Consider the following 21,394-nt stretch of genomic DNA (forward strand, 5'->3'; position numbering starts at 1 on the left):
ACGCCGTACTTCATCCACAGGTAGTCCAGTGCCGGCTTGGCCGGGTCGTGGAACGCCTTGTCGTTGAGTGCGAGGAGCGTCGGTCCCAGAAGGGCCCGTTCATGGCGTTCTTGCTGCTCTGCGCACTCGGCGTATAGGCCCAGCCCTCCACGAGGACCCTGCGTTCGGCGTACGCGGACAGCCAGAAGTTGCGGGTGTCACAGCGCGCCGGGTCGTACGCCGGCATGCAGTGTGAGTTGGTGGCGAGCCGGTCGGTGACCGCCGAATGGTCGCGGATGTAACGCGCGGCCTCGGCGCCACCGTCCGGCACCTGCCGTCTGGGGTGACGACAGTCAGGCTTCTCCGGGCCGGCGACGCACACCCTGTCGCCGACTGTGGTCACCACGGTCTCCGGCAGGGCGACGCCGACCACGCCGAAGACGACGAGTACGCCGAGGCCTAGCGCCAGCGGCCGGACCTTCCAGCTCTCTGGAGCCCTGCGCAGGAGGAGGGCGATGATGGCCGCCGCCAGTAGGGCCGTCAGCCAGGGCCCGATGACCTGCAGGCTGACCAATGCGATGCCCTGACTCTTGAACGGCCTGTCCGGGGTCGCCGCGCTGAGGATCTTGGCCAGTACTGCGCCGGTCGCCAGCGCCAGAACCATGCGAGGCAGGGCGACCCGGAAGCGGACCTTGTCGAGTAGCAGCGTCAGACCCCAGGCAGAGCCCGCGATAGCGATCGGGAAGGTGGCCCTGACGAAGTAGAGCTGGCTGAAGCCAGGGTGGCGCAGAAGGGCGCCCGCTGCGACACCGGCGATCAGGAACCCGATCATGAAGACCGCTACCGGGTCCTTCCATCTGCGCTTCTGCAGGAAGGCGATCATGCCGATGCCGGAGATCGCCCAGGAGACCAGGAGCGTGGCGCCCGTAGTACCGAGGACTACTGCTGCTGCGGCATGGCTGCTGTAGTGGCTGCCGAAGCCCACCTTGGTCGCGAGCGCGCGGAAGCTCTGCCCTGGCGACAGGCCGATGCCCGACGAGCCTGCGCTGAACAAGACGACTTGAGCCAGGGCCAGGGCGAGCAGTACGACTGCGGCGAGCCCAAGGTGGGTGCGATTGAGCTTGCGGGTCGTGACCAGCTGTACTGCGATCACCAGCCCTACGGCGGCGACCAGGATGGGGACGAAGGATGCTTTGGCTCCTGCCAGTCCAGCGATTCCTACCGCTAGCAGCATCCAGTTGCCTGGTCGTCTGTCGCCGCGAAGCAGGCAGACGACCAGCCAGACGACCGGGATGGCGAGGACGACAGCGAAGGCGTGGGTGAGGCTGTACATGAGGACGGCGCTGGAGTACGGAGCCTGGCTGATCAGCTCGCGTCCACCCCAGCCGTAGACGTCGAAGCTGGTGACGATCAACAGGAGCCAGCCCCCAAGGGGCCGCCCCAGGGTCGCTTGGCCAACTTGGTGGCGAGTGCTGCGACCGACAAGATCGGCAGTAGTGCGCACAGCATCGGGAAGAGCCGTCGGAGCAACACGTCCATCTCGATGCCGGTCTGCCAACTGGTCGCGGCCACCTCGGCATGCAGGAACCAGTGGTAGTTCAGGGACTGGCCGATGACGTACGGGATCTCTCCCGGCAGGTGGTTCTTCAGCTCGCCGGCCAGCGCCAACTGGTACGACATGTCGCTGTACTGGAACGCGGCGTCCGGGAAGGCGATCGGTTCGATGGCGAGCCCGTTGCGGGTGATCACCCACAGGCCGAGCACGGTCGCGGCTGCGATGGACCACGCCCACCAGGCCGGCATCGGAGCGCCCTTGGTCAGCCAGTTGGTTCGCAGTACGGGCACTGCTACGAACGCGACCAGGGTGGCGGCGGGGACGACCAGCGGCAGCAGCGGTAGGCCGATGGCGCGGCCGGGGATGTAGGTCAGGATCGAGAGGGCCAGGCCGATGCCGGTGCCGAAGGCGAAGTCGGCCGCGAATCCGTCGACGTTGCCGCGCGACCGGCGCCAGATGAGCATTCCTGGCATCACGATGCCTGCGCCCAGGTAGAGCGAGAAGAGCAGAACCGCGCGCCAGGCGGTGTCGTAGCCGGCCAGCAGCAGGCACGCTGCCGCCCAGACCAGCACGCCTGGCGTCACTCTAAGTATTCGTTTCGGGCCGTTCCCCGGTCCCCACCCCAGTGATCCCACGTTGGGAAGACGCCTTCGACCCGTTTCTGGGTTGCTTCGGCTGCAGTTTCCTGCCAAAACTGGTCCATACCAACAAGCGTTCAGGCAAGAATTGGAATACTTCGGGCCCGTGGCGCATTATTAGCAGTCGTGTAGTAGGAGTGCCAGCGGCCCTGAAGGGAATCAAACGTGCCGACGTACCAGTACCAGTGCACCGAGTGTGGCAACTCGCTCGAGGTCCGGCAGAGCTTCACGGACGATGCGCTGACGGTCTGCCCGAACTGCGACGGCGCGCTGCGCAAGGTTTTCAACGCGGTCGGCGTGGTCTTCAAGGGCTCCGGTTTCTACCGGAACGACAGCCGCTCGACCGGCACCAGCTCGGTGCCCGCCAAGAGCGAGTCCGGTTCGAAGAGCGAGTCTGCTTCGTCGTCGTCCTCGTCCGACTCGGGATCCTCGTCGTCGAACGGGTCGTCGTCCAACGGCTCCTCGTCCAACGGGTCTTCGTCGAACGGGTCGTCTTCGTCGAGCTCGTCCGGCGGTTCCTCGTCAAGCGGGTCGGGCAGTTCCAGCAAGACCAGCGCGGCCTGATCCAGGCCGCCGCATTCAGGTCACCGGGGGGCCCTGTGGATAACGGGGCCTGACCTACCGGAGAAACTCGTACCTTCTCTGGCATGAGCCGATCCCACTCCCTTCTTCGCGACCTCCTCAAAGCCGTCCGCTGGCACCGCCGGCTCCTCGCCGGGCTGTCCGCGGCCGCTGCCGTCTACTTCGCCTTGGCCGCGGTATCTCCTGACCCGCCGCCGACAGTCGCAGTGCTGGCCGCCGCACGCGACCTCCCCGGCGGAGTCGTGCCAACCAGCGGCGACCTCCGCACGCTGCACCTACCAGCCGGAGCTTTGCCGACCGGCGTACTACGCCCCGGCGCCGACCTCGCCAAACGAGTCCTGGCTTCCCCAGTGCGATCCGGCGAACCGCTGACGGACGCCCGCTTCCTCTCCCCCAACACCCCCGGACCAGGCCTAGGCGCCTATCCACTCCGCCTCGACGACGCCGACATCGTGGCCCTCCTCCGCGTCGGCGACCGGATCGACCTCTACGCCGCAACCAGCACCGGCGCGGACTCAGCCGCCCTACTCGCCGACGGAGTCCGCGTAATCGCCCTCCCCGACACCCGAGCCTCACCCACCACCGGAGCCCTGGTAGTCATCGCCGCCTCCCCCGACACGATCGCCCACCTGGCCCAAGCCACCACCAACACTCGCCTCACACTCGCCCTGACCGGCCCACCCACCTCCTCATGACTCTTTGTCACATCTCGGAGGCTGCGGCGCGGTCCCTCGCCTGCACGGCCCGATGGTCCTACCTTTTGCGCATAAGAACGCCGAGGGTCCCACCAGGTCCCAATCGTGGAGGCACGGAATGCTCAAGGGCTTCAAAGAATTCATCATGCGCGGGAACGTCGTAGACCTAGCGGTCGCCGTCGTGATCGGCGCGGCCTTCGGCCAGGTTGTGACAGCGATCGTCAATGGACTCATCAATCCGATCGTTGCCGCCATCTTCGGCAAGCCGAACCTGGCGAACGTGATGACCTTCACCATCAACAAGGCGGATTTCTCGATCGGCCTGATCCTGCAGGCAGCGCTGAACTTCCTGTTCGTCGCGGCGGCGATCTACTTCCTGATCGTGATGCCGCTGAACAAGCTGGCCGAGCGTCGCGCCCGCGGCGTCGAGGTGGAGCCGGACCCGCTGACCACCGACCAGCAGCTGCTGACCGAGATCCGCGACTCGCTCCGCCGCCCCTGATCTTCCCGTCTCCAAAGCCATTGCGATCTTCAGGTGGTCGCGATGGCCTGGTGACTACCGCCGAGGGTGGGACGGATTTTCTACGTCCCACCCTCGGTCGGGTACTGCAGCCAGATGTAGTTGATGGGCTGTGGTTCGTTCCACTCGGCGGCTAGTAGCTCGTCGACAGGCTGGAAGCCCAACCGTAAGCACGTCTTGATCGCCGGCTCGTTGTCGGGCCGGACCCGACCAACTACTACGCGCGAATCAGCCAGATCGGTTCGCGAACGCCACGATCGCGGCCACCAGTGCCTCTCGATGCGGCGGGAAGCCGGGCGTTGGCGGCTCGGGACACCCCGGCAGTTCACGACTCCCCGGGATCAGCCCCAGCAGGGCGTCTACCGTCTTGCGTTGATGCGACGGATTCTCCGGCACCGACGGCAGCACCGCCACCGGAATTCCCAGCCCGGCGAGCTCCTGGTCAGCAACTCCACGCAACGTCTCCCCCGCGAGCAGCCCGTCGGCCACAGCCTCGGAAGCACCTCGCCCGACCAGGCCCCGCCCGGGTCCGCTCGTCGACGGACGAGTCTCCGCCGGTCCCCGGCCATGCCAGCAGCAGTTGGCAGACGGCTGCCGGGTAGGTCAGCGCCAATCGCGCGGCCACCGAGCATCCGTTCGAGGCGCCGACCAGCATCACCGGCCGGCTGGGAAGGAGGCCACCGAGCTCATCGACCTCTTGGGACCAACTGAGCGCCCGGCGTGGACGATCGGGCGCGATCACCGTCATGCCTGCCGCTTCGAGGCCCGCCACGATCCGCGGCGTACGCCAGAAACCGGCTGCGTCCATGGCTTCCCACAGCCCGCCATGGACTAGGAACAGCTCGGCCGTCATCCGTGGTGCGGCGGAACCTCGCGGAGGATGCGCTCATCGTCGTCGTCGCCGCGCGGGTCGGTCTCGCCCCAGGTGCGAGGGTCGTCGTCGCGCGTCTGCTCGGGCAGCAGCGGTTCGTCGTCTTCGTACGGGCTCGTCATACCTCCAGATTACGGGAGGCGCGGGCTCAGTCCTGCCCTGGGATTCGGGGCAGACCGCGCTGCTGCTGGCCTTCCAGCTGACCCTGCGTCTGCCCCGGTGCGACCTGCGGTGCCGTCGCGGCCTGGATCAGCGGCGCGATACCCGGCTCGCTCTGCCAGCGATTGGCCCCGAGCACGGTCCACGCGGTCAGTACGGACAAGGTCGGAGCCGAGAGACCGCCGAGGCGCAGCGGTTCCGCGTTCTGGAAGCCGAACGTGATGGTCCAGTTGGCCGGATCGGGATAGAACTCCTGCACCGAGTTGTAGTAGAAGCTCAGCCAGCCACGGGCCGGGAGATGGCACATCAACCGGTAGTTCGTCGCGATCGTCGGCACCTCTTGCAGGTCGCGCCAGAGCAGTTGCATGTCGCGACGCGCGGCAGCCTTCCGGCCGGCGTTCATCGCGGCGTTCGCTGCCATCAGGCCGAGGACCATGCCGGGCCTGCCGAAGAAGACGCCGCCGCTCTGGCTGTAGCGCCCGCTGCCGCCGTAGAGCCGCGCGTAGTGCGCAGGTGCCTGCAGATAGGCGACCTCTCCGTGCTCCAGCACGATGCCGTACAAGGTCAGCGCCTGCGGTGCGTTCCCGGCGATCAGCCAGCGCGCCCAGTCCTGCCCGAGTTGCCACTCCTCGCGCTCTCTCTCCGCGAGGTTGGCCGCATCCTTCTTCTTGCCCACGTCCGTCCTTCCGTCGACTGCCCTTCCAGATCATCCCAAACGGGCGGCCCGAACAGTCCGCACACGTTACAGAACTGCTGCTATTGACACTCGATCCGGCCCGTGACCGGATAGACGCCGCGCCGTGACAGTACCTACACGGCCAGTGAGACGCAGGTCGAGCATCATGGGACTCCTTGCCAACCCGGAAGGACCGAGTCGTGAGTGCATCAAGGACACGGGGCCTCATCGGAGCATCGATCGTCGTAGCCGTCCTCGGAATCACCGCCGCCTGCGGTAACGAGGACGCTGCCTCCCCCGGTGCCCAGCCCACCGAAACGCCGACCACCACCGGCACCACACCAACCCTGCCCACCGCCACCCCGCCCACCCCCAGCGGAACGCCGAGCATGGACTGCCCCGACACGATCGCCTCGGTGAAGACCGCCGTGGAGAAGTCCGTCTGGGGCAAGGGCTCAGCCAAGTCCGCCTTCCACCCGGTCAGTGTGACCATCTGCCAGTACGACCCGACGGCGACCGGTCAGGCCTACGCCAGTGTCCAGACCAAGCGGATGGCGACCAAGGCGACCGACCTGTTCGCTCTCGTCAACAGCGCGAAGCCAGTGGCCGACAAGCCCAACATATGCACGAAGGAGCTCGGCCCGACCTATGTCCTGCGGTTCACCGACAACGACCGCGGGGTGCTCTCCTACGCGGCCGAGGCCTTCGGCTGCCGCCGCCTGGTGGCGACTTCTCTGGAGGGCCAGGGCAAGCCCGGCGAGCTCGCTTCGCCGCGGCAGGTCTCACCCGAACTGATCAAGTCGCTCGGCCTGCGCTGACCCTGCCCCTGCGCTGATCCTGCCCCTGCGCTGATCCTGCCCCGGACGCGCCCCCCGAAGCCGTCCGGGCCGGGGTCATCCGCCTGCCTTGCGGGTCGCCCTCTGGTGTCGACCCGCAAGGCGGGTGCCAACTCTTGCCAGCACCCACCGCCGCCTGCACGCTGACCGAATGCGGCTGGTCCTGGCAGTCATCCTCCTGCTGACCTGTGCCTGCACGGGCCCGTCGGAGTCAAAGGAGTCCTGCGCAGGCGTAGCCGGATTCACCTGTACGACGTTGCGCGTACCCCTCGATCATCATCAGCCTGGCGGCAAGGCACTCGACCTCGCGGTAGTCGTAGCAGACAACGCCGACGCACCACGCGGCGTACTCCTGATGCTCACCGGCGGCCCCGGCCAACCAGGAGTTGGCCTGCTGGCACGTGTTCGCACCTACCTCGATCCAGCCGTACTGCGTGAGTACAGGCTGGTCATGTTCGACCAGCGCGGCACAGGTACGCCTGGTATCAACTGCCCTTCGTTGCAGACAGCTGTCGGTGGCTCCGACTTCCTGACTCCCCCGGTGGATGCCGTGCAGGACTGCGCCCGTCAGCTCGGCCCGGACCGCGACTACTACGGCACGCCCGACACCGTCGAAGACATCGAACTCCTGCGCCAGTCACTCAACCAGGAGCGGCTCACCCTCGACGGCACGTCGTACGGGAGCTTCACGGCGGCTCAGTACGGGCTGAAGTACCCGAGCCGCGTCCGCTCTCTCGTACTGGACTCCGTAGTGCCGCACGGCGGCATCAATCCCTTCGGTGTCGACCTGATGGCCGCAACAGGCCCAGTTCTCGCTGCTGCCTGCAAGCGCGACCCCGCCTGTACTTCGGACCCTGTGGCCGACCTTGCCTGGTTGGTGCGCCACGGCGAACTGGACGGAGCTCCACTGAACGGCACCAGCCTCATGGAGTCGCTGTCGATCCTCAGCCTGAACGCCGTGAACCCCTCCTTCGACGGCATCCCTCGCGTCCTGCACGCCGCCCGTGGCGGTGACACGGCCGGCCTCAACGACCTCTTCCAGCAGGCGACCAGCCGCAGCGCGGCGTACGACGACCTATCGGCAGGACTCCACCTGGCAACCTTCTGCTCCGACCTCCGCTTCCCCTGGGGAACCTCCGCCACCCCGCTCGCGGATCGCCCCGCGCCCCTGGAATCCGCCCTGAAACGCCTGGACCCCGCCTACCTCTACCCCTTCGACGTGGCGACCGCGCGAAACCAACTAATGACCGACGCCTGCCTCCGCTGGCCCCCCACCCGAACTTCGACCTACCCCGCCGATCAGACCCTCCTCCCACCCACCCTGATCCTCCACGGCAGCAACGACCTCTTCTGCCCCGCGACCTGGGCCACCTGGGAACAAGCCCACGCCCGCAACGCCCGCCTGGTACTGGTCCCAGGCAGCGGCCACGGCGTCCAACGCAGCCCCACCAACCCAACCGGCAAAACCGAAACCCGAAACTTCCTCCTCCGCTGACCCGCACCCGCGCCTTCCCTCACCGGCCCTGCCTTCTCCACGCCTTCCCTCAACCCAGCCCCGCACCTCGCCTCACCTCCGCCCCGGCCCGTCTTCCCCCACCTCCGGCACCCACCTCACCACCACTCCGCCTTCCCTCAACCCAGCCCCGCACCTCGCCTCACCTCCGCCCCGGCCCGTCTTCCCCCACCTCCGGCACCCACCTCACCACCACTCCGCCTTCCCTCACCCCAGCCCCGCACCTCGCCTCACCTCCGCCCCGGCCCGTCTTCCCCCACCTCCGGCACCCACCTCACCACCACTCCGCCTTCCCTCAACCCAGCCCCGCACCTCGCCTCACCCCACCACCTCCGCCTTCCCTCACCCCAGCCCGGCACCTTCCTGCCACTGCCCTCGCCTGCACTTCTGCGGGGTGAGATGCAACTGTGTGTGAAAGGTTGCAGCACCCTGGGTAGCTCACTGCGTCTAATAGGTGTGAGGTGTTGCACGCCCGAGCTGGGAGTTGCGAGTGGAATTCGAGGAGTACGCGTCCGCGCGCGGACAGGAACTGGTGCGTCTCGGCTTCACCGTCTCCGGCGACTACCAGCGGGCGGAGGATCTGGCCCAGATCGCGCTGATGCAGGCGTTCCGGTCCTGGAAGAAGGTGCAGCGGGCGGACGACCCGCACACCTACGTCCGGCGGATCCTGATCAATTCGTACCTGTCGATGACGCGTCGCCGATCCTTCACCGAGGCCCCGGCGGCCGAGATCGACACCGAGCACACGGTGCCCGACCCCGCCAACGACATCGTGAACTCCGACGACCTCTGGCGAGCACTCGCCACGTTGTCGGCCCGGGAAAGGGTCGTCCTGGTCCTGCGCTACTACCAGGACATGGACGACCGGACGATCGCCGACCTGCTCGGCATCAAACCGTCCTCCGTGCGAGCGACCGCCAGCCGGGCGCTCGCCGCACTGCGGAGAACGAGACAGTCCCACCGTGTTGATGAGAGGTTGCCGTGAGCAAGACCGAGCTCGAGGAAGACCTGCGCGCCACGTTCGACCGCGCCGCCGCTTCCGTCCCCCTGGCCCCCGACCTAGCCGGCCCGCGCGACCACCGGCGTACGGCAGGCCCAACGCCGTACGTGGATCGCGTCCGGCGCTGCCGCCGCCGCGATCGCCGTGGTCGCCGGTATCGGCTTCAGCCTCAACCACGGCAGCACCTCCTCGCCGCCCGCCCCCGCGGCCAGCAACCCGGCACCGGCCACCACGGCAACCGGTACGACGGTGACGTCCACTCAAGCATTGGCCGGCACCTGGCGTCCGGTGAAAATGAGCGGCTTCACCACGCTCAAGGTCGGCCGGCCCGAAGACCCGACCCTGACCTTCCGTAGCGACGGCACCTGGACCGGCTCGGACGGCTGCAACAGCCTCGGCGGGACGTTCACGATCGGCCAGCGCGGCGAATTCACCAGCCACGCGAAGGGTCAGCGGTTGATCGAATGCGGCAACGTGCCGCACACCGCGATCCTCGCCGCGGCCCAGCGGATCACCGCGGACCGGTCGACACTCCGGTTCTATGCCGGCGACGGGCGTGAAGTTGCGACATACGCTCGCACACGGTAGTCAAATTTGCTTGCAGACGGTGATCGGCTATTGACTATGGGTCGTCCGTACCCGGACCATTCACGGAGGCCGTCCACCGATTGGGGAGCTTAGTGCGACTCTCAGCTACCGTCCCGCTGCTCGCCCTTTGCTCTCTGTCACTCACCGTCGCATCGCTGTCGGCGTTGCCCACCTCCGCCTCGGTGGCAGGCCCGGCCAGCTGCACGCACGCCGACCCGGCGACCACGTCCAAGGACGCGAGCCGGCTCTCCCAACCGACCAGCGCGAGCGATCCACGCCCGCTCGGCCAGGCGCTCGGCGAAGGGGTTTCGGCCGCCGTCCGCTCGATCGAGCCGCTGACCAACACCGGCCGCCCCACCTCCGGCCTGCCGTACGGGCTGAGCCAGGGCATCGTAGGTATCCTCGGCTCCCCCAAGACCGGCTACAAGGTCGTGCTCGACGACTCGGTCGTGGACGACTCGAAGTACCAGAACGCCGTCTCCCGCAACGTCCCGCAGGCCGGCCTGAAGATGCTGGGTGTCGAGCGCAGTTGCCGCTCCGCCCGCTCCATCGCCGCCGCCTGGAACAAGATCGGCGCCCGTAGCTGGTCGCCGGACGCCGCGAAGACCACCTTCACCGCCGACCTCGAGCCGGCCAGCGAGAACATCCTGGTCGAGTACGACCAGGCAACCACCTCCGCCGGCAGCCTTTCGGGCCTGCGCGGGATCGACGGTGTCGCGATCGTTGCCGGCAGCCCCCAGCGGATGAGCCGCCTGAGCGACACCGCGACCGGCGGCCACTGGGGTGGCGCGCGGATCACCTCGACCACGAAGAACTGCACCGCCGGTTTCTCGGTCGTCATCCAGGCCACCAACACCCGCGGTGCTGTCACCGCCGGCCACTGCGGCGGCGTCGGCACCGTCTGGAAGTCGGGCCCCAACTACTACGGCACCACCACGGTCCGGACCAACTACCCCGACTACGACCAGTCCCTGCTGGCCGGCAGTTCGTACGGCGCCAAGATCTGGACCGACGGCCCCGGCGACAGCGTCGACACCCGCACCGTCACCGGCGCCTCCGACCCCGCGGTCGGCACGTCCATCTGCCAGTCCGGCTCCTTCAGCACCTCGCTGTGCGGCATCACCGTCCGCTCCACCAGCGCCGAGTACTGCGACGCCGACGGCTGCACCACCTACGTGATCCGGGCAACCCGAAGCGGCCTGGTAGCCATCGTCAGCGGCGACTCCGGCGGCCCCATCTACACCCGCCCCACCGCAACCACCGCCACCATCCGAGGCCTGGCCTTCGCCGGCTCCGGCTGCACAGCCGGCCGCTGCACCACCCTCTACGCCGAGCGCTACGCCTCCATAGCCGGCCACCTGAACATCCGAGCCCTAGTCGGCTAACACCCGCCCCCAGGTTGGCCAACCCACCATCCCTAGCCGGCAAACTCGCCGCCCCCAGCCGGACCGCCCCACCCAGACCGCTTCAGCTGGCCCACCCCCAAATCAGCTACGCTATCCCCCGTCTCACCACGTGCGCCCCCGTAGCTCAGGGGATAGAGCGTCGGTTTCCTAAACCGTGCGTCGCAGGTTCGAATCCTGCCGGGGGCACAAATCGGCGCCTGACCTGGCATAGACAGACTGTTTGCAGGTCAGGGCCGAACCTCCTCCGCTAGTAGCCAAGGCCATGCACACACAGTTTCGGGTAAGCGGATCGGTCCGCCGAGACCGAGGAGTACCAGCGCATGCCCACCGTTCCGGGCCGCGCACCGGACCGACCGGCGCGCACCCTGAGAGCCGTGCCGGACGCTACGGGCCAGGCATCCCGCGCCCAACAGCGTGACTTGTTCGCGACAGCCTGCGGGCAGAGAACAGCAAGCGCGGCAAGCCGTACAGCGAGCGTCAGCGAAGTGGTCCTCGATGCCCGCCGCGATTCTGGCGGTCGGGAACTGCGGGGCTTGGCCGATCGCATGGGTCTGTTGTCCGCGCTCTGACAGCATGCGCCCCCGACGCACGAGCGCCGTCACGGTAGACCGGGTAGCCGTTGGCGTCGATCCCTCCTGCACGATCGCCACCGGGTCGAGCGCAAGGGTGGTCGGCGAGCAGCCGAGGCCGCCGAGTTCGAAGCAGTACTGAAGGAACTGGCGGACGAAGAAATGATCCACGGCCGCCTGAACCACATAGGAGATGCGATGCGGGTCGCGGGCTATTCCGCCGGGACCCGCACTGTCCGTCTCCCCGAGGGTGAAGGGGATTGCGCTCCGCAGGATGGGGCACCGGTGATGAATGCGCACCGAAGAGTCGGAGGGTCGTCTCCTGGCCGGGCGGTACCGGCTGCTCGGCTCCCTGGGGCGGGGCGGGATGGGCGTGGTCTGGCACGCCCATGATGAGGTGCTCCACCGCGAGGTGGCGGTCAAGGAGATCTTGCTGCCGCCCGAACTGCCCGACGAAGAACGCAAGATGCTGCGCCGCCGGACCCTCCGGGAGGCCCGCTCGGCCGCCAGGCTCAGCCACCCGAACGTCGTCGCCGTGTACGACGTGGTGGAGGAGGAGGGGCGGCCGTGGATCGTGATGGAGTTCGTCAAGTCCCGTACGTTGGCGGACGCTCTGCGGCAAGAGGGGCCGTTGCCGTTCCGGCTGGTGGCGGAGATCGGGCTGCAGGTGCTGGACGCACTGGAAGCGGCGCACCCGGCGGGCGTTCTGCATCGCGACGTGAAGCCCAGCAACGTACTGCTGGCTGAGGGCGGCCGGGTGGTGCTCACGGACTTCGGCATCGCGACCCTGGAAGGCGATCCGTCGCTCACCCAGTCGGGCACGCTGGTGGGATCACCGGCGTACATCGCCCCGGAGCGGGTGCAGGCACGAGGCGCGGGCCCGGAGTCGGACCTGTGGTCGCTGGGCGCCACCCTTTACACAGCCGTCGAAGGTCGCCCACCCCACGACCGCGGTGGTGTGCTCCCCACGCTGACCGCTGCCGTAACCGAGGCGCCAGATCCGCCGAAGTTGGCCGGCCCGCTCTGGCCGGCTCTCGAAGCTCTACTTCGCAAGAACCCAGCCGAGCGCGCAGACGCCCGCACCGCCCGCTCCCTGCTACACCGGGCGGCCACAGCCCCACCCTCCACCGCCGCACCCGCTCAGCCCACCACCCCCACCTCGCAACCCAGCGCAGCCTGGGAACACGGCCAGGGGACGCGTGTCCTTCCAGGAGCACCGCTCGTTCCGCAGCCTCCGCCGACTCTGGCGGAGCCCGAGCCGCAGCCGGTTGTGCCGCAGCCGGAGCCGGTTGGTTCGGGGTCATCGCTGGTTGTGCCGGAGCCGCGGGGCTCGGCTGTCTCGTCCGCATCGGGTTCGCCAGTGGTTCCGCCTCCTGCCTCCCCAGTTGCTCCGGCCAGGTCGTCGGGGCAGCGGCGACCGAAGGTGCTCGTGGCCTTGGCTGTCTGTGCAGTGATAGTGGCTGGCCTCGGGGCGTGGGCGGCGTTCCGGCCGAAGGACGACAACCAGCAGAGCCGGCAGCCAGGCGCGTCCAGCGCGGCGCCTACGGTCGCCCCAAGCACACGTCCATCGGGTGGTACGCCAACCGCCTCCGGGAAGAGCAGCGCGCCCCCGAGCAGTGGACCTCAAAGCAGCGCTCCTTCGTCGCCGGTGTCATCGGTTCCAAGTAGTAGGCCCACGCAGCCCACCACTCAGCCGACGAACCCCTCGGGCGCGGTAGTACCGGCCGGTTTCGAGCGGCACAACGATCCGACCGGGTTCTCGCTGGCGGTACCGATCAACTGGACCGTACGGCGCGAGGGCGGACGCGTGTACTTCCGTGACCCCCGCGGATCTCGCTTGCTCCTCATCGACCAGACCGATCAGCCGAAAGCGGACCCGGTGGCCGACTGGCGTCAGCAGGAGGAGGCGCGACGCGACGGATATCCGGAGTACAGGCGGATCCGGATCGAGGCGGTGGACTACTTCGAGAAGGCGGCGGACTGGGAGTTCACCTATGCGGTCCGGGGTGGGCGGCAGCATGTACTGAACCGCGGGGTCGTCACGAGTCCGCGACAGGCGTACGGGATCTACTGGTCGACCCCGGACGGTCAGTGGGCGGCCAGCCAAACCATGTTGCGCACCATCACCGCCAGCTTCCGCCCGGCCGCCTGACCGCGATTGGGGAGCCGGTCAAGACCACCCTGCTCGAGGCCGAGAACCAGGCGTTGCGGGCGGACAAGACCAAACTCACGACCGAGCGTGAGATTCTGCGTCAGGCGGCCAAGTATTTCGCTGCGGCGACGAACTGGTGACCCGCTTCCAGTTCGTCGCCGACCACTCCACCACCCACGAGGTGAAGCGGCTGTGTGAGCTCGTCGAGATCGAGCGCTCGTCCTACTACGCCCGGACGGCCGGTTGAGTAGTTTGGCTCATGTGGTGGGGCTTTGGTGGGGTGACTATTTGGGGTATGACTAAGACTGTTCAGCCATCGCAGACGGCTGCGTTTTACGCGCAGGCTGTTGCGTCGTTTGTTGTTTCGTTGGGGGCTATGGGGATTGCGCTGGTGTATTTGCCGGCGGCTGGGTGGGTTCGGGGGTTTTTGGGGTTGGGGTTGTTGTATGTGGTGACGTCTACGGTGACGTTGTGCAAGGTGGTTCGGGATCGGCAGGAGACGGCCGGGGTGAGCAATCGGGTGGATCAGGCGCGCTTGGACAAGTTGCTGGCTGAACATGATCCTTTCAAGGTTGAGGTTTGAGGGCGTTGGCTGCGCGTTGACAGTGGGGAATTGGGTTTGGATACTCGCGGTAGGGAGCTGTGGCGTTTGGGTGTTTTCTCCGTGCGTATTTCGGGGTTCGGAGAGGTGTGAGCGGGGCAGTCGCTTGAATCGGGGGGGACCGATGGCTGGAGCTCAGGGGCAGCGGGAGCCGCTGGGGTGGCGGCGGGTGCGGATGTTTGCGAAGGATCCGCGGCAGGCCTGGATTGAGGCGGAGATTGCTGAGTTGCGGCTGGAGGTTGAGCGGGCCGGTGAGCTGCCGCGATGAGGATCCGGAATGAGGGGATCTCCAACGACTATTGGCGGCTGGCCATCGTTCGGCATTATCAGCAATTGCTGATTCTTATCGGTGGGCCTGTGCTGCTGACTGTGATCGTGATCCTGGCGATCTCTCCGACAGGATCGGTACGAAGGAGTGGGCGGCGGGGCCGTTCCTCTGCATCTTGTCGGCATTACTCGGAGTTCTTGGGGCGGTGATCAGCGCGGCCAAGAGATCGACGGGAATTCTGCCTGAGCATGTGCCGGCGCAATTGGGTTCGAATGTCGCGTCGTGGTCCAGAATTCCCATCGGTGGAGTTGCCGGGTTGACCGTGTGGCTGTTCTCCATCGCGACAGCGGAGACTTCGAACGTCAACGCGGCGAACCTGCTGCTCGCGGCGTTCGGCGCCGGCTTTGCCGAACGGTTGATCGTGCAGGGTCAGTCGAGCGAGTCGAGCGACCACGACTTCAAACGCGCAGCGACCAAGTGAGGCTGAGCGGGCGGCTGTGAGGGGTTGCTGGATAGGCTCGCGCCATGACGACTGCACGCAGCCATGACCTTTCGCAGCCGAAGTCGGGGAGAGTTTGATGAGCCCCAAGCGGCGTCGGCGTGGGTTGAAGGCGTTTGTGATCGTTCTGGTGCTGCTGGGCGGCCTGCTGTTCGCCGTGGATCGGGTGGGTGAGTCGCTGGCAGAGAACCAGTTGGCGAAGGCGGCTGCGCAGGAAGCGGCGAAGTACGACGTACGGGCGTCTGACACGTCTGCCGAGATCGGTGGGTTCGGGTTTCTGCCGCAGGTGGCCAGGGGTGAGTTTTCCAAGATCACGGTGACAATGCAGCGGCCGACTTTCTCGTCGGTGGCGGCCGAGGATCTGAGCGCCGAGATGACCGGGGTCCATGTTCCGCAAGAGCTGCTGACCGGGTCGAAGGCGGTTGTCACGGTCGACACGACCGACGTACGGCTTCGGTTGTCGCCGGGCGCGCTGACCAAGTTGACGGCGACGGTCAGCGGGTTGAGCGGGCTGTCGCTGCAGATCAGTGGCGGGAAACTGCTGGCTCATGTGAAGGTCCGAGGGGTCGATGCGACCGCGACTGTCCGCCCGCAGGCGGTGAACGGCCGGATCAGGCTCGTGGTCGACCAGCTGCCCTCCGAGCTGCCGTCGGTCATCCGCAAAGCCGTGACCACCTTGCTGGCCAAAGGCGTCGCGCTGCCCGATCTGCCCTTCGGCGCCACGCTGAAAGAGATCGCCCTGGACGGTCAGGCGATCGCCTTGACCGCGACCGCGAAGAATCTCCAGCTGACCGCCGGAGCCTAGGCGGGGTTGTAGTTCCACCAGCATTGAACCGGACGGTCCTGTCAGCCGTGTGGGGTGGCAAGGGGGACGGCGGATGATCCGCCGGACCATGACAGATGGGATAGGCAAGTGGGACTGTTCATGGATGAGCACACGATCGAGGGTGGGGTTTCGGCCGCGGATGTCGCCGCCGCTCACCAGGCCGATCTCGCCACGCAGGGCGCATACGGGGTGAACTACCTCAAGTACTGGGTGGACGAGGCCGCCGGGAAGATCTTCTGCCTGGTCGAGGCACCGGACGCAGAGGCGGCCAACACCGTGCACCGCGAGGCACACGGCCTGGTGGCAGACAAGATCCACCCCGTCTCCGAGCACGCGTAAGAGTTCGCCCCAGCTGAACTCTGCCCATATGACGAGGGCGCCAGGCTGGACCCAGGCGCACCACGGGCGAGCCCGGCAGTTCATCTGCTGGGCTCGCCCTCGCGCTGCTTCCCTTAAACGCCTTGAGTAACTGGTCGGTTAAGCGGTTTCTCGGGTGGCGAGGGCATTGATAGCGGCGGTTACCTCTGCGGGGGCGGAGATGAGGGTTAGGTGGCCGGCGTTCGGGATGATGGTGGGGGGTGGGGCGCCGATGCGGGTGGCGGTTTCGGGGGCGGAGCCGCCTTGGGTGTCCAGGGCACCGAAGACGACCGAGGTGGGGACCTTCAGGGTTTTGAAGGTGGTGAGGCGTTCGGGGGAAACTGCCGGGATGCCGTCGGCGGTCATCTGCCAAAGGGCATTTTCGGCGCCTGGTTGGCGGAACGGGCGGGTCCATTGGTCGACGGCGGCGTGGTCCAGGGCGGGACAACCTTGAGCGCAGGCGCTGGTGTAGGCCTTGCGGACGATGGCGTCGGAGCCGAGGACCAGGCGAAGGATGCTTGTTTTGTAGGGGTTGACGAAGACGTGCCGGACGAAGGAGGCGCGTTGGCCGGGCAGCGGCAAGGCGTCGCCGTCCAGGAACATCAGGCCGCCGATCCGGGCCGGTGCTTCCAGGGTGGCTTCGGCGGCGATGCCGGCTCCGAGCGAGTGGCCGACGAGGATCGGGCGTGGTTGCCCGGGGCCACCAAGGTGCATGGCGTCGAGGAAGCCCAGTAGCTGCGCCGCGAGGTGTTCGACCGTGTACGGCGCCTTGCGCTCGCTATACCCGTATCCGGTGATGTCGTACGCGTAGACGCGGTGGTCTTGGGCCAGTAGTGGCACCAGCTTTGACCAGGTCTCTACCGACTCCGCCGATCCATGCACGAGGACGACCGGCGTACCCGTCGTACCCCAGGTCTCGTACCGCGTGTTGACGTCGCCGGCTGCCGCGAAGCGAAGCCCGTCCGGTGGCGCCTCATGGTCGCCGGTGAATGCGTTGTACGTCAGCGAGGCACCGGTGACGACAACCAGAAGAACCAAGAGCCCCAGCAACACTCGGCGCAGCACACGCGCGACCCGTTTCACGCTGCCAAGTCTGACCGACCCCGGCAAACCGGTCCGCACCGGGCAAGGATCCGCCGGACTCCCCCCGCGCGGCCTACTTCCGCATTCGGGGTGGGCAGGAGATCCTGGCGGGATGGGGATGGTGGGGCGGGCGCGCGAGCTGGGGCGGTTGCGGGAGTGGCTGGACGCTGCCCGGGCCGGATCAGGGCGCCTCGTGCTGTGTGTCGGTGAGGCGGGGATCGGCAAGACCCGGCTGGCGCAGGAGTTCGCGGGGAGTGCCCTCGCGGCCGGAGCCGCCGTCGCCTGGGGGCGTTGCGTGGAGACGGAGGGTGCTCCCGCCTACTGGCCCTGGCGGCAGATCCTCAAGTCGCTCAGCCTCGATCCCGACAAGGTGCTGACAGCCACCGAAGATCGCTTCCGGTTGTACGAGGAGCTGATCGACGTACTGCGAACCGCCGCCGGCTCGCGTGGTCTGGTGGTCATCCTCGACGACGTCCACCGCGGCGACGAGCCCTCCCTGCTGGTACTCCGGCAGCTTGCCGACCAGCTCGCCGACCTCCCGATCCTCGTGCTCGCCACCTGCCGCGAATCCGAACCGTCGGCCGCCTTCCCCCGTTTCCTGCCGGACCTGCTCCAGTCCCGCTCGGCCGAACGCCTCGACCTCAGCGGCTTCGGCCTCGACGAAACCCGCGAGCAGTTGCCAACAGCAACCGAACGGCAGCTCACCAATGTCCACGAGATCACCGGCGGCAACCCGCTCTTCGTCCGGGAGGTCGCGCGGGCGATCGCGGACGGAACGTGGCAGGAGGACCGGCCGCCGAAGAGCGTGCTCGACCTGGTTGCCGCCCGGCTGCGAAGGGTCTCCCCGGACTGCTGCCGATTGGTCCAGGCAGCAGCGATCATCGGCCGGGACTTCCGGGCGGACCTCCTCGCCGCGACCCTGGCCGTTCCGGTCGGCGATTGTCTGCCGCTGATCGACGAGGCGATCACCTTCGGATTCGTGGACCAAGTAGGCGCAGGCGAGTTCCGGTTCGTCCATGCCCTCACCCGGGATGCCATCGAGGCGTCCTGCGCGACCGCCGACCGGGCCAACTGGCATCGCGGGGTCGCGGAAGCGTTGGAGGATCGGTACGGCCATGACCTGTCCGAGCACCTGGCGGATATCGCCCGCCACCGGGCGCAGTACGGGGAGACCAAGGTCGCGGCTGAGTGGATGATCCGCGCGGCCGAGGACGCCGTACGGAAGTTGGCGTACGAAGAGGGCGTGCGACTTTACAAGGCAGCGCTGAAGCTCAACACCCAAAGGGATTGCCGGACTCAGATCGCGCTCGGGAAAGCCGCCTACCTGGCCGGAGATCTGCAGGAATGCGTCAAGGCGGCGATGGCCGCGGCGGAGGCCGCCCCGACGCCGGAGCTGAAGGCCGAAGCCGCGCTGATTCTCGAGGCGGTGCCCGATCCAGGGATCAACGCCGGCGCCAAGCGCCTTTGTGAGGAAGCCCTCGCCGTCACCACCGATACCGCGCTCAGGGCGAGACTGACGGCGCAACGCAGCCACTTGGCCTTCTACGACGGCGAGCAGGAGCGACTCGATGCATTGAGCCGTGAGGCGCTGGCCCTGGCCCACGCTTCGCGGGACGATCACGCGTTGACCGAGGCTCTGCGAGCAAGGCAGGAAGCATGTCCCGGACCTGCGGGCCGGGCAGAGCGGTTGCTACTGGCAACCGAGATGCTCGACCTGGCTCAGCGGACCGACAATGCCCGCGCCGCCATGTGGGGCGAGCTCTGGCGACTCGACGCCCTGATCGAGAGCGGTCGGCTTGCCGCCGCATCGGCCGAACTTCCCGCCCTCAAGGTCGCGGTCGATCGCGTCGGCGGACCGGTGAGCGCGTGGCATCACGACCGGGTCGCCGCCTGTGTCGCGCAGGCACGTGGCCAGTACGCCGAGGCCGCCACGATCGCGCGCCGCGGCTTCGACCGGATGCGGCTGGTTGAGCGAGCTCCCGCGACCGGCGCGTACTTCGCCTTGCAGATCGCGCTCGCGGGGCACGTCGGCGTCCACCCGGACGCGGCCGCTTTCGCCTCGCAGAGCTTCGACCCGCCGCCGCGCTTCGCGACGATGGCGTTGCTCTCCCGGGCATACCTGCTGATGTGCATGGGGAGGTCCGACGAGGCGGACGCGTCGTACCGGCAGGCCGGACCGATCGAGAGCTGGTCGTTGCCGGCCTTCTTCGTCCTGCCCGGTTATGTGTACGCGGCCCTGGCATCCGCGGGACTGCGCCACCACGACGACCTCGCGTTGCTGATCGATCGGCTCCAGCCGTTCCGCGGCGAACATGCCGTGGGCAACGGAGTCGCCTCGATGGGTCCCGCCGAGCTGGCGATCGGGCGGGCGGAGCTGACCCTGGGCCGGTTCGACGCCGCGATCGAGGACCTCACCGGCGCAGTACGGCGAGCCGAGTCGGCCGGAGCGCCGGGCTTCGTGGCCGAGGCGCAGTTCCAGCTCGCGACCGCGTTGGCCGAGCGAGACGATCCGGGCGATCGCAAGCGTGCGAAGCCGGTGGCGGAGCAGGCCGCAAGACTGATCAGGTCGCTCGGCATGACCCCGTACGCCGGACAGCTGGCCGCGCTCTTCACGAAGCTCGACGACACGGGTGGGTCGGCCACCGGGTTGAGTCCACGGGAGGCGGAGGTCGCCGGGCTGGTCGCCGAAGGGCTGACCAACCGGCAGATCGCCGAGCGGCTGGTGATCTCGGATCGGACCGCGCAGAACCACGTCCAGCACATCCTGACCAAGCTCGGCTTCGCCAACCGGAGCCAGATCGCCACCTGGACCACCCGCACGACCCGCTGAGAACCGGCCGCAGAGCACCATCCGCTGAGCATCCGCCTGTACCGAATGAGTAGCCGGCTGAGTACTTCGGCGGATTCGCCGCGGGCCGCTCGCTTCTAGCGTCATTGTCGTGGCCAAGCGGCCGCGGATGAGCAGAGGAGAGCATCATGCAGTGGATCGCAGTCGCCACCCCGCCGTTCGGTTCGATCGAGCAGTTCGACCAGGTGATGAGCAACATGGGCCAGGAGCCGGACGGGCTTCAGGCGCGGTACGTCGGTACCGCCGGCGACGGCGTGCGGGTCGTCACGCTGTGGGAATCCAGGGAGCACGCCGAACGGTTCTTCGCCGAACGGCTCGGCCCGGTCCTCGCCAAGGTCCTCGGCCCCGACCCGGCCGGGACCCCGGAGATCCTCGGAATCGAGGTCGCCCGCACCTACACCCGCCAACCGGTCGGCTGACGCCGTGTGGGTGGCTCGGGCAGCCAGGGGGGATCCGCCCGAGCCATCCACACGGTCCCAGCCACCCACACGGCCGGCCTCAAGCTGGAGCAGCCCGGCCTACTAAGCCTGCTGCTGGAGAGAGACGGCCATGGTCAGCACCCGTTGGGAGACCTCGTGCGTCTCGCCGTTGCCATCGATGGTGGTGACCAGGCCGCGAGAGGCGTAAACCTCGATCAGCGGCTGGGTCTGCTCGGCGTACACGGTCAGACGGCGGCGGATGACCGGCTCGGTGTCGTCGGAGCGGTGCGCCTGCGCGGCTCGGTGGAGTAGGCGGGCCACCAACTCATCAGCGTGCACCTCGAGTACTACGACGCCGTCGACGAAGCGTTGCTGCCCGGCCAGGAACTCGTCGAGCACAGCGACCTGGTCGAGGGTGCGCGGATAGCCGTCGAGCAGGAAACCGGCTCGGGTGTCATCGGCGCAGAGGCGCTCGCGGATCATCGCGTTGGTGACCGAATCGGGGACATACTCCCCCGCGTCGAGGTAACCCTTCGCCTGCTGCCCGAGCGCCGTCCCATCGGCGACCTGGGCCCGGAAGATGTCGCCGGTCGAGATGGCCGGAACCCCCAGCCGCTCGGCCAGGACGTCCGCCTGCGTCCCCTTGCCGGCACCAGGCGGCCCCATCAGAACGAGGATCGTCACGAGCCGCTCCCGGGGGTCGGAAAATCTCAGGCTAACCGGGTGTCGCGCGGTTTCCCATGGTCGGCGACTG

General features: G+C 67.8%; 23 protein-coding genes, 1 tRNA gene and 2 pseudogenes. 17 read left to right on the forward strand and 9 right to left on the reverse strand.

From position 1 onward, the window contains the following. Positions 1-10: 10 nt before the first annotated feature. Together F1D05_RS13465 and F1D05_RS13470 are read right to left on the reverse strand one after the other, a co-directional pair. Complete coding sequence (locus F1D05_RS13465) at positions 11-1,393, reverse strand: hypothetical protein (protein WP_185448022.1); 1,383 nt, start codon at positions 1,391-1,393, stop codon at positions 11-13. Next, positions 1,390-2,118 (reverse strand): hypothetical protein, encoded by a 729-nt coding sequence (locus F1D05_RS13470; protein ID WP_185448023.1) that lies wholly within the window; start codon positions 2,116-2,118, stop codon positions 1,390-1,392. The genes F1D05_RS13465 and F1D05_RS13470 overlap by 4 nt, the downstream gene beginning before the upstream one ends. Before the next feature lie 219 nt (positions 2,119-2,337). Between F1D05_RS13470 and F1D05_RS42540 the strand changes: the two are divergent. The 3 genes and pseudogenes from F1D05_RS42540 to mscL all read left to right on the forward strand — a co-directional run. Beyond that, a pseudogene (locus F1D05_RS42540) lies at positions 2,338-2,610 on the forward strand (FmdB family zinc ribbon protein); the annotation flags it as partial. 209 nt (positions 2,611-2,819) lie between these two features. Then, complete coding sequence (gene cpaB, locus F1D05_RS13480) at positions 2,820-3,449, forward strand: Flp pilus assembly protein CpaB (protein WP_185448025.1); 630 nt, start codon at positions 2,820-2,822, stop codon at positions 3,447-3,449. A 118-nt stretch (positions 3,450-3,567) separates the two neighbouring features. After that, positions 3,568-3,951, forward strand: a complete 384-nt coding sequence (gene mscL / locus F1D05_RS13485; protein WP_185448026.1) for a large conductance mechanosensitive channel protein MscL — start codon at positions 3,568-3,570, stop codon at positions 3,949-3,951. A 246-nt stretch (positions 3,952-4,197) separates the two neighbouring features. On the opposite strand, the gene F1D05_RS38835 is transcribed toward mscL, so the two are convergent. From F1D05_RS38835 to F1D05_RS13500, 4 genes are read right to left on the reverse strand one after another with little or no spacing between them, the layout of a single operon-like run. Continuing rightward, complete coding sequence (locus F1D05_RS38835) at positions 4,198-4,458, reverse strand: hypothetical protein (RefSeq protein WP_206686201.1); 261 nt, start codon at positions 4,456-4,458, stop codon at positions 4,198-4,200. Continuing rightward, the gene (locus F1D05_RS13490; RefSeq protein ID WP_206686202.1) at positions 4,412-4,822 is read right to left on the reverse strand and encodes an alpha/beta fold hydrolase; all 411 of its coding nucleotides are present in this window, start codon (positions 4,820-4,822) and stop codon (positions 4,412-4,414) included. Before F1D05_RS13490 ends, F1D05_RS38835 begins: the two co-directional genes overlap by 47 nt. Further along, the gene (locus F1D05_RS13495; RefSeq protein WP_185448027.1) at positions 4,819-4,962 is read right to left on the reverse strand and encodes a hypothetical protein; all 144 of its coding nucleotides are present in this window, start codon (positions 4,960-4,962) and stop codon (positions 4,819-4,821) included. Before F1D05_RS13495 ends, F1D05_RS13490 begins: the two co-directional genes overlap by 4 nt. Before the next feature lie 26 nt (positions 4,963-4,988). Continuing rightward, complete coding sequence (locus tag F1D05_RS13500; RefSeq protein WP_185448028.1) at positions 4,989-5,675, reverse strand: hypothetical protein; 687 nt, start codon at positions 5,673-5,675, stop codon at positions 4,989-4,991. A gap of 200 nt (positions 5,676-5,875) precedes the next feature. Between F1D05_RS13500 and F1D05_RS13505 the strand changes: the two genes are divergently transcribed. The 3 genes from F1D05_RS13505 (at position 5,876) to F1D05_RS13515 (ending at position 9,009) form a co-directional block, all read left to right on the forward strand. Further along, the gene (locus F1D05_RS13505; RefSeq protein ID WP_246486661.1) at positions 5,876-6,493 is read left to right on the forward strand and encodes a hypothetical protein; all 618 of its coding nucleotides are present in this window, start codon (positions 5,876-5,878) and stop codon (positions 6,491-6,493) included. A 169-nt stretch (positions 6,494-6,662) separates the two neighbouring features. After that, positions 6,663-8,006 (forward strand): alpha/beta hydrolase, encoded by a 1,344-nt coding sequence (locus tag F1D05_RS13510; RefSeq protein ID WP_185448029.1) that lies wholly within the window; start codon positions 6,663-6,665, stop codon positions 8,004-8,006. A 508-nt stretch (positions 8,007-8,514) separates the two neighbouring features. After that, the gene (locus F1D05_RS13515) at positions 8,515-9,009 is read left to right on the forward strand and encodes a SigE family RNA polymerase sigma factor (RefSeq protein ID WP_185448030.1); all 495 of its coding nucleotides are present in this window, start codon (positions 8,515-8,517) and stop codon (positions 9,007-9,009) included. A gap of 74 nt (positions 9,010-9,083) precedes the next feature. Here the strand turns inward: F1D05_RS13515 and F1D05_RS40155 are convergent, their stop codons facing one another. Continuing rightward, positions 9,084-9,284 (reverse strand): hypothetical protein, encoded by a 201-nt coding sequence (locus tag F1D05_RS40155; protein ID WP_246486662.1) that lies wholly within the window; start codon positions 9,282-9,284, stop codon positions 9,084-9,086. On the opposite strand from F1D05_RS40155, the gene F1D05_RS40160 reads away from it, so the two are divergent. The 9 genes and pseudogenes from F1D05_RS40160 to F1D05_RS13560 all read left to right on the forward strand — a co-directional run bounded on the left by F1D05_RS40160 (position 9,274) and on the right by F1D05_RS13560 (position 16,272). Continuing rightward, positions 9,274-9,612 carry an META domain-containing protein gene (locus F1D05_RS40160; protein WP_246486663.1) on the forward strand — a complete coding sequence of 113 codons (339 nt, stop codon included), beginning with the start codon at positions 9,274-9,276 and terminating at the stop codon, positions 9,610-9,612. The two genes, F1D05_RS40155 and F1D05_RS40160, sit on opposite strands and share 11 nt — an antisense overlap. Before the next feature lie 92 nt (positions 9,613-9,704). Continuing rightward, positions 9,705-10,997, forward strand: a complete 1,293-nt coding sequence (locus tag F1D05_RS13525) for a S1 family peptidase (protein ID WP_246486664.1) — start codon at positions 9,705-9,707, stop codon at positions 10,995-10,997. Positions 10,998-11,131: 134 nt separating this feature from the next. Then, positions 11,132-11,204 (forward strand) — tRNA-Arg (locus F1D05_RS13530). Between the two features lie 675 nt (positions 11,205-11,879). Beyond that, positions 11,880-13,739 carry a serine/threonine-protein kinase gene (locus tag F1D05_RS41950; RefSeq protein ID WP_185448031.1) on the forward strand — a complete coding sequence of 620 codons (1,860 nt, stop codon included), beginning with the start codon at positions 11,880-11,882 and terminating at the stop codon, positions 13,737-13,739. A 20-nt stretch (positions 13,740-13,759) separates the two neighbouring features. Further along, positions 13,760-13,971: pseudogene (locus tag F1D05_RS13540) on the forward strand (IS3-like element ISTesp3 family transposase); the annotation flags it as partial. A gap of 63 nt (positions 13,972-14,034) precedes the next feature. Beyond that, positions 14,035-14,322, forward strand: a complete 288-nt coding sequence (locus F1D05_RS13545; RefSeq protein ID WP_185448032.1) for a YiaA/YiaB family inner membrane protein — start codon at positions 14,035-14,037, stop codon at positions 14,320-14,322. A 491-nt stretch (positions 14,323-14,813) separates the two neighbouring features. Then, positions 14,814-15,089, forward strand: coding sequence for a hypothetical protein (locus tag F1D05_RS13550; RefSeq protein WP_185448033.1), 276 nt, complete (start codon positions 14,814-14,816; stop codon positions 15,087-15,089). A 97-nt stretch (positions 15,090-15,186) separates the two neighbouring features. Further along, positions 15,187-15,912, forward strand: coding sequence for an LmeA family phospholipid-binding protein (locus F1D05_RS13555; protein WP_185448034.1), 726 nt, complete (start codon positions 15,187-15,189; stop codon positions 15,910-15,912). Between the two features lie 120 nt (positions 15,913-16,032). Then, positions 16,033-16,272, forward strand: coding sequence for a DUF4242 domain-containing protein (locus F1D05_RS13560; RefSeq protein WP_246486665.1), 240 nt, complete (start codon positions 16,033-16,035; stop codon positions 16,270-16,272). A 138-nt stretch (positions 16,273-16,410) separates the two neighbouring features. On the opposite strand, the gene F1D05_RS13565 is transcribed toward F1D05_RS13560, so the two are convergent. Then, positions 16,411-17,373, reverse strand: coding sequence for an alpha/beta fold hydrolase (locus tag F1D05_RS13565; RefSeq protein ID WP_185448036.1), 963 nt, complete (start codon positions 17,371-17,373; stop codon positions 16,411-16,413). Between the two features lie 112 nt (positions 17,374-17,485). On the opposite strand from F1D05_RS13565, the gene F1D05_RS13570 reads away from it, so the two are divergent. Together F1D05_RS13570 and F1D05_RS13575 are read left to right on the forward strand one after the other, a co-directional pair. After that, a complete protein-coding gene (locus tag F1D05_RS13570; protein WP_206686203.1) occupies positions 17,486-20,203 on the forward strand; it encodes an ATP-binding protein in 2,718 nt (905 codons plus the stop codon). Between the two features lie 146 nt (positions 20,204-20,349). After that, a complete protein-coding gene (locus F1D05_RS13575; RefSeq protein WP_185448037.1) occupies positions 20,350-20,640 on the forward strand; it encodes a hypothetical protein in 291 nt (96 codons plus the stop codon). Positions 20,641-20,742: 102 nt separating this feature from the next. On the opposite strand, the gene F1D05_RS13580 is transcribed toward F1D05_RS13575, so the two are convergent. Next, a complete protein-coding gene (locus F1D05_RS13580) occupies positions 20,743-21,324 on the reverse strand; it encodes an adenylate kinase (RefSeq protein WP_281388942.1) in 582 nt (193 codons plus the stop codon). Positions 21,325-21,394 lie beyond the last annotated feature (70 nt).

Origin of the sequence: Kribbella qitaiheensis, assembly GCF_014217565.1 — a bacterium.
Lineage (GTDB): Bacteria > Actinomycetota > Actinomycetes > Propionibacteriales > Kribbellaceae > Kribbella > Kribbella qitaiheensis_A.

What these genes read in the sequence shown, in the direction of transcription:
- cpaB (WP_185448025.1), top strand. Translation starts at nt 2,820, where the DNA reads ATGAGCCGATCCCACTCCCTTCTTCGCGACCTCCTCAAAGCCGTCCGC.
- F1D05_RS13570 (WP_206686203.1), top strand. Translation starts at nt 17,486, where the DNA reads ATGGGGATGGTGGGGCGGGCGCGCGAGCTGGGGCGGTTGCGGGAGTGG.
- F1D05_RS13555 (WP_185448034.1), top strand. Translation starts at nt 15,187, where the DNA reads ATGAGCCCCAAGCGGCGTCGGCGTGGGTTGAAGGCGTTTGTGATCGTT.
- mscL (WP_185448026.1), top strand. Translation starts at nt 3,568, where the DNA reads ATGCTCAAGGGCTTCAAAGAATTCATCATGCGCGGGAACGTCGTAGAC.
- F1D05_RS13495 (WP_185448027.1), bottom strand. Translation starts at nt 4,962, where the DNA reads ATGACGAGCCCGTACGAAGACGACGAACCGCTGCTGCCCGAGCAGACG.
- F1D05_RS41950 (WP_185448031.1), top strand. Translation starts at nt 11,880, where the DNA reads ATGCGCACCGAAGAGTCGGAGGGTCGTCTCCTGGCCGGGCGGTACCGG.
- F1D05_RS13575 (WP_185448037.1), top strand. Translation starts at nt 20,350, where the DNA reads ATGCAGTGGATCGCAGTCGCCACCCCGCCGTTCGGTTCGATCGAGCAG.
- F1D05_RS13560 (WP_246486665.1), top strand. Translation starts at nt 16,033, where the DNA reads ATGGATGAGCACACGATCGAGGGTGGGGTTTCGGCCGCGGATGTCGCC.
- F1D05_RS13490 (WP_206686202.1), bottom strand. Translation starts at nt 4,822, where the DNA reads ATGACGGCCGAGCTGTTCCTAGTCCATGGCGGGCTGTGGGAAGCCATG.
- F1D05_RS13545 (WP_185448032.1), top strand. Translation starts at nt 14,035, where the DNA reads ATGACTAAGACTGTTCAGCCATCGCAGACGGCTGCGTTTTACGCGCAG.
- F1D05_RS13510 (WP_185448029.1), top strand. Translation starts at nt 6,663, where the DNA reads ATGCGGCTGGTCCTGGCAGTCATCCTCCTGCTGACCTGTGCCTGCACG.